Raw genomic sequence first — 5,092 nt, forward strand, 5'->3', positions numbered from 1 at the left:
CTGCCGAACCACCGGATTTGCCAATCGTTTGGGTGGCGCTGGCCGCTGCGGCACATGTTCCAGATCCAAGGATCCCCCCTATTGCGGATGATCTGCTATCGAATCTTACAAAGACTGGGGAAGGAGGCCTTTCCGAGAGTTTATGCAAGGTCGCAATGCGCGTACTTGTCGATACGGGAGACGAGAAATACGTAGAAAGAGTAACTAGGTTTCTGTATCCCGACAACCTCAAGGCCATTGAAAAGGAGGGATATAGGACTAATAATCTAGTAACCGACGCCTTTATGGCTCTTGAACGACTTCCGAAGGCAAGGTGCGAGGCAATACTCACGCGCGTTTCTCAAGAGCTAGAAAAGTACTTGGCAGAGAACAAGGCGGAAGATATATCCAATTCAGCGAGACTCATTCAACGAATGCTCGACAACCACTCCAAAAGTGGAAACCAAGAAAGTACGGTTCCCGTCACCCCATAAGAGATTGCTCAAGGCTGATTAGTAGCACACGGAACACTAGTCTCGCCATTCCCTAAACCCTCTCTTTTTACACCTCAATCGTCACTCCGTGTTTCGGCACCTGAAGGTTGGTCTGTCCTTCGGATTCGAGCGTTGTCTTTAGCGCGGTGATAGCCTCTTCTTCGCCGTGGACCAGCAGGATGTTTTTAGCTGTCTTCTTGAACCCGCGCGCGAAATCGAGCAATTCACCGCGGCCTGCGTGGGCGCTGAATCCGTTCAGGATAACAACTTCCGCATTGAGGGCGTGCTTGATGCCGAAAATCTTGATCTCTTTCTGGCGTTCGACAATGCGACGGCCGAGTGTGTTCTTCGCCTGGAAGCCTACGATGAGAATCGTGTTGCGCGAGTCGGTGCAATTATTTCTGAGATGATGCAGGATGCGGCCCTGTTCGCACATGCCCGATGCCGAGATGATAATGGCCGGTTCCCGCATACCGTTGAGTTTCATCGAATCTTCCACGCGGCGAATGTAGTGGATGCGATCGAGGAGGAAAGGGTCGCCTTCGCTCGCCATGAACGTGCGCAGTTCATCGTCGAAACAGTCCGTGTGCAGCCGGAAGACTTCCGTGATATTCACGGTGAGCGGACTGTCGACATAGACCGGCATTGCCGGCAGGTGGTTGTCGCTTTCGAGGCGCTTAAGCGCGTAGACGATTTCCTGCGCGCGTTCGAGCGCGAAACTGGGCACGATGATCTTCCCGCCGCGTGCATGAGTCCTCTGAATGACTTCGCGCAGTTTGCGATCCATTTCTTCAATGGGGTCGTGGTCGCGGTTCCCGTAGGTACTCTCCAGCGTGACGATGTCGGCCTCGACGTCGGGCGTCCAAGGGTCGCGCAGGATGGGCATCTTACGGCGGCCCAAGTCGCCGGTATACAGCAGGCGCTGTGTCGAACCGTTCTGCTTGCATTCGACAAAGGCCATCGCGGACCCGAGTACGTGACCCGCTTCGCGGAAGGTGACCTTAATGCCCGGGAGAATCTCCAGCGGGAGGTCATACGGAAGGCTCACAAAGCGCTTCATGATCTCGTAGACGTCGGTATCGTCGTAGAGCGGAGGCGTGAAGGTGCGATTCTTCTCCGACATCCATTTCGCATCGTTTGCCTGGATGTGGGCAGCGTCGAGCAACATGATGCTGCACAGGTCTCGCGTGGCGGGCGTGCAGAAGACCGGACCTTTGAAGCCTTTCTTTGCCAAGAGCGGCAACGTTCCGCTGTGGTCAATGTGCGCGTGGCTCAACACGACAGCATCGAGTGACGCCGGATCAAAATGGAGTTCGCGGTTCTTTTGATCGGCTTCTTTGCGGACCCCTTGAAACAGACCGCAATCGAAAAGAACGCGCTTGCCGCACGCCTCGACCAAGTGCTTGCTTCCTGTTACTTCTTCCGCCGCGCCGTAAGACGTGATTCGCATTATAGTGCCGCCTCCTGTTCCCGAATGCGGGGTGGGTTTGCATGGTAATCCGAAAGGCAGCGCTCAATGAGACGCCGCGGATTGTCGTCGAAAGTAATTCTGGAGCCTGTTGCCTTCTTCATGACGGGTAATACATCATCGATAAAGTCGGCGATGCCTCCCGTCCCTGTCAGAACGCCGATGGGGCGTCCCTCGTCGTAGGCGATGGAGAATTCACCGAGCGTGCCGGAACGGCCACCAACTATGATGACGATATCGCAACTGCGGACACCGATGACTTCACGTCCCATGAGTCCCATGCCGGTGTAGATCATGACGTCGATGTGGTCAATCGGGCTGCCGTAGCGGTCGACGTGCTCCTGAATGCCCATGGCCGGCGACACGCCGATGGTCAGTCCGCCGCGTTGCTTACACCCCATGATTGCCTGGTGCGGAAGGCCGGGGCAACCACCGGTCACGATGGCGCAGCCTGCATCCGCGATGGCCTCGCCCAGCTCGAAACAACGCGCGGAGATGTCCTCGTTGAAGACGCCTCCCGCGGAACCCATGACTCCAACTTTCAAACGCAACACTTCCATGACGATTTCCCCCTTACAAGTCAGTGCCATGGTAGCAGAAGGAATCGGCGAAAGTGCAGTCTTGAATGTGTTTACGCGCCATGCGATTCCAGCATCGCGGAGGCGTGCTTCAGACTCACGTCGGAGATCGAGCCGTCCAACAGCCGCGCCAGTTCCTCGATTCGCGCGTTATTCTCGACTGGCGAAACCGTGGTGGTCGTGCGGCCCTTGACCGTTGTCTTCGACACGTAGTAGTGCGTGTGACCCGCTGCCGCGATTTGGGGCAAGTGGGTAATGCAGATGGTTTGGTGCGATTCCGCCAGCTCGCGCAGGCGCTGAGCGACCTTGTTGGCGACGGCCCCGCCGACACCGGCGTCGATCTCGTCAAACACCAGCGTGGGTATGCGATCGGCGGATGCGAATACGGTCTTGATGGCGAGCATCACACGAGAGATTTCACCTCCGGAAGCCACTTGCTTCAAGAGCTTGGGCCGTTCGCCTGGGTTTGCGGCCAGCATGAAATCTGCGCGATCGATGCCCTTTGAGTTTAGGTCGATTGTCTCGAAGTGCGTTTCGAACTTGCCGCCTTTCATGCCCAGTTCCTGCAGCGCGGCGGTGACTTTCTTGTCGAGGCGCGCGGCTGCCGAGCGGCGCTTCTCCGATAAGGCGCCCGCGGCATTGGTGGCCTCGCGCAAATACTCGTCTCGTTGCGACTGCATTTCGGCGAGGTGCTTGTCGCGCTGCTCGAATCGCTCAATTTCCTCGACGGCATTGTCGCGATATGCCAGGATGGCCTCGATGGAGTCGCCAAACTTGCGCTTCAGATCGCCGATCTGACTGATGCGCTGGTTTAGGGATTCCAGTTCCTGCGGGTCGTACTCCACTTGGCCGGTGTATCCACGAAGCTCGGAGCAGAGGTCGGCCAACGACGCGCGCACTTCCCCAAGACCCGATACAAACGATTGAAAGCGCGTGTCGATACGCGCCAGTTCTTCCAGCGCGCGCAACGCGTGATCCATGCTGTCGATTGCCGCATCGCCGTCGCGTTCGTACAGGTGAGCGTACGCGCCACACGTCAACTCATAGATCTTCTCCGCGTTCGTGATGATATTCCTGCGCGACTTGACCTCGTCTTCTTCAGAAGGCTTCAAGTCCGCGCCATTGATTTCGGTAACTTCGAACCGCAGGAATTCGACTCGCCGTGCACGTTCCCGGTCATCCGTTTCCATTTCGGCGATTTGTTTTTCGATGTCGCGGAGCTTGCCCACCAATTCGGCTACCACGGCGGCATCGACTTCCGTATTCGCGAAGTTGTCGAGCAATTCGAGTTGGCGATCGGTCTTCAATAAGGACTGGTGGTCGTGCTGGCCGTGAAGGTCGACCAGTTCATCGCCAATCTGGGCCAGCATGGACACGGGGACGATATTGCCGCAGACATTGGCGCGGCTGCGTCCATCGGCGGCGATGATGCGTGTCAGAACCAGCTCGCCGTCGGTGAGCTCAATCTCAAGGCTATCCAGCAGGGCCTTGAGGTGGCGGGAAGGCCGTGGGATGCGGAACACCGCGTCGACTTTCGCGCGGTCGACGTTGTCGCGCACGATGTCGGCAGAGGCACGCCCTCCGAGTACGAGGTCGAGCGCGCCCAGGATGATGGACTTGCCCGCGCCGGTTTCACCGGTGAGTACGTTGAGGCCAGGGCGGAAGTCAATCTCGATTTCGTCGATGATCGCGAAGTTTTGAATGTGCAGCGTCTCAAGCATGGTGCGCCACCTTCAGTTCCATCAGGAACTCCTTGTTCCCCGCCGGTCCCAGCAAGGGAGAGGGTATCACACGATCGGAGAGGAATCCCAAGTCGCGCGCTGAAGCCGCCACATCGGTTAGTACTGCATCGTGAATCTTTGAATCGCGCACCACGCCGCCCTTGCCGACGGCATTGCGCCCGGCTTCGAATTGCGGTTTCACGAGGACCACGCCTACGGCATCTGGTGTGACGAGCGCCTTCAGGGGGGGCAGCACCAACTTAAGCGAGATAAAGGAGCAATCGGCGACAAAGAAGTTGGGTCGCTCCGGTAAATCGGCGGGCGAGACATGGCGGATATTGGTCCTTTCCATGACGACCACGCGCGAATCCTGCCGTAATTTCCAGGCGAGTTGTCCATACCCCACATCCACGGCATACACGCGTGCCGCGCCACGCTGAAGCAGGCAGTCCGTGAACCCACCGGTGGACGCACCGACATCGATGGCGATGACGCCATTCACATCCAAGTCAAAGGCATCAAGTGCAGCGACCAGTTTCTCGCCGCCACGGCTGACAAAAGGGTGTTCTTCTCTAATTTCGATGGACACATTTTCCTCGAAGCGCGCGCCGGGTTTGTCGAGTTTCTCGCCGCTAACTGAATAGACCATACCGGTCAAAATCATGCCTTGTGCGCGCGACCTTGTGACGCCTGCTAGACGAGAAACGATGATGTCGAGGCGCTCTTTCACTGACTTGATCCTTGCGAAACCACGAGCGCGGAAGAAAGTCTATTCGAGGTTGAGGTCGTCACGTATTCCTAGCCCAATGTGTGAGCCGCCAGAATCAGGGCAGCGTATATGCACGCATAGAT

Annotated in this window: 5 protein-coding genes; 1 reads left to right on the forward strand and 4 read right to left on the reverse strand. The window is 57.3% G+C overall.

Annotated features, from left to right (window positions below; genetic code table 11):
- A partial coding sequence (locus K1Y02_25195; protein ID MBX7259677.1) for a hypothetical protein occupies nucleotides 1–473 on the forward strand: 473 nt, incomplete at its 5' end.
- 67 nt (nucleotides 474–540) lie between these two features.
- Here the strand turns inward: K1Y02_25195 and K1Y02_25200 are convergent.
- The 4 genes from K1Y02_25200 to K1Y02_25215 form a co-directional block, all read right to left on the reverse strand.
- On the reverse strand, nucleotides 541–1,923 hold the full coding sequence (locus K1Y02_25200) for an MBL fold metallo-hydrolase (protein MBX7259678.1): 1,383 nt from the start codon (nucleotides 1,921–1,923) through the stop codon (nucleotides 541–543).
- Nucleotides 1,923–2,501 carry a hypothetical protein gene (locus K1Y02_25205; protein MBX7259679.1) on the reverse strand — a complete coding sequence of 193 codons (579 nt, stop codon included), beginning with the start codon at nucleotides 2,499–2,501 and terminating at the stop codon, nucleotides 1,923–1,925. Before K1Y02_25205 ends, K1Y02_25200 begins: the two co-directional genes overlap by 1 nt.
- Before the next feature lie 71 nt (nucleotides 2,502–2,572).
- Nucleotides 2,573–4,240: a DNA repair protein RecN gene (recN, locus tag K1Y02_25210; GenBank protein MBX7259680.1), complete on the reverse strand. Its 1,668-nt coding sequence runs from the start codon at nucleotides 4,238–4,240 to the stop codon at nucleotides 2,573–2,575.
- The gene (locus K1Y02_25215) at nucleotides 4,233–4,970 is read right to left on the reverse strand and encodes a TlyA family RNA methyltransferase (protein MBX7259681.1); all 738 of its coding nucleotides are present in this window, start codon (nucleotides 4,968–4,970) and stop codon (nucleotides 4,233–4,235) included. The genes recN and K1Y02_25215 overlap by 8 nt, the downstream gene beginning before the upstream one ends.
- Nucleotides 4,971–5,092: the final 122 nt, after the last annotated feature.

The organism is Candidatus Hydrogenedentota bacterium (assembly GCA_019695095.1).
Taxonomy (GTDB): Bacteria; Hydrogenedentota; Hydrogenedentia; order Hydrogenedentales; family SLHB01; genus JAIBAQ01.

Bases quoted from the DNA above. Each gene is read 5' to 3' on its own strand.
- K1Y02_25200 (MBX7259678.1), bottom strand. From the start codon at position 1,923: ATGCGAATCACGTCTTACGGCGCGGCGGAAGAAGTAACAGGAAGCAAG.
- K1Y02_25205 (MBX7259679.1), bottom strand. From the start codon at position 2,501: ATGGAAGTGTTGCGTTTGAAAGTTGGAGTCATGGGTTCCGCGGGAGGC.
- recN (MBX7259680.1), bottom strand. From the start codon at position 4,240: ATGCTTGAGACGCTGCACATTCAAAACTTCGCGATCATCGACGAAATC.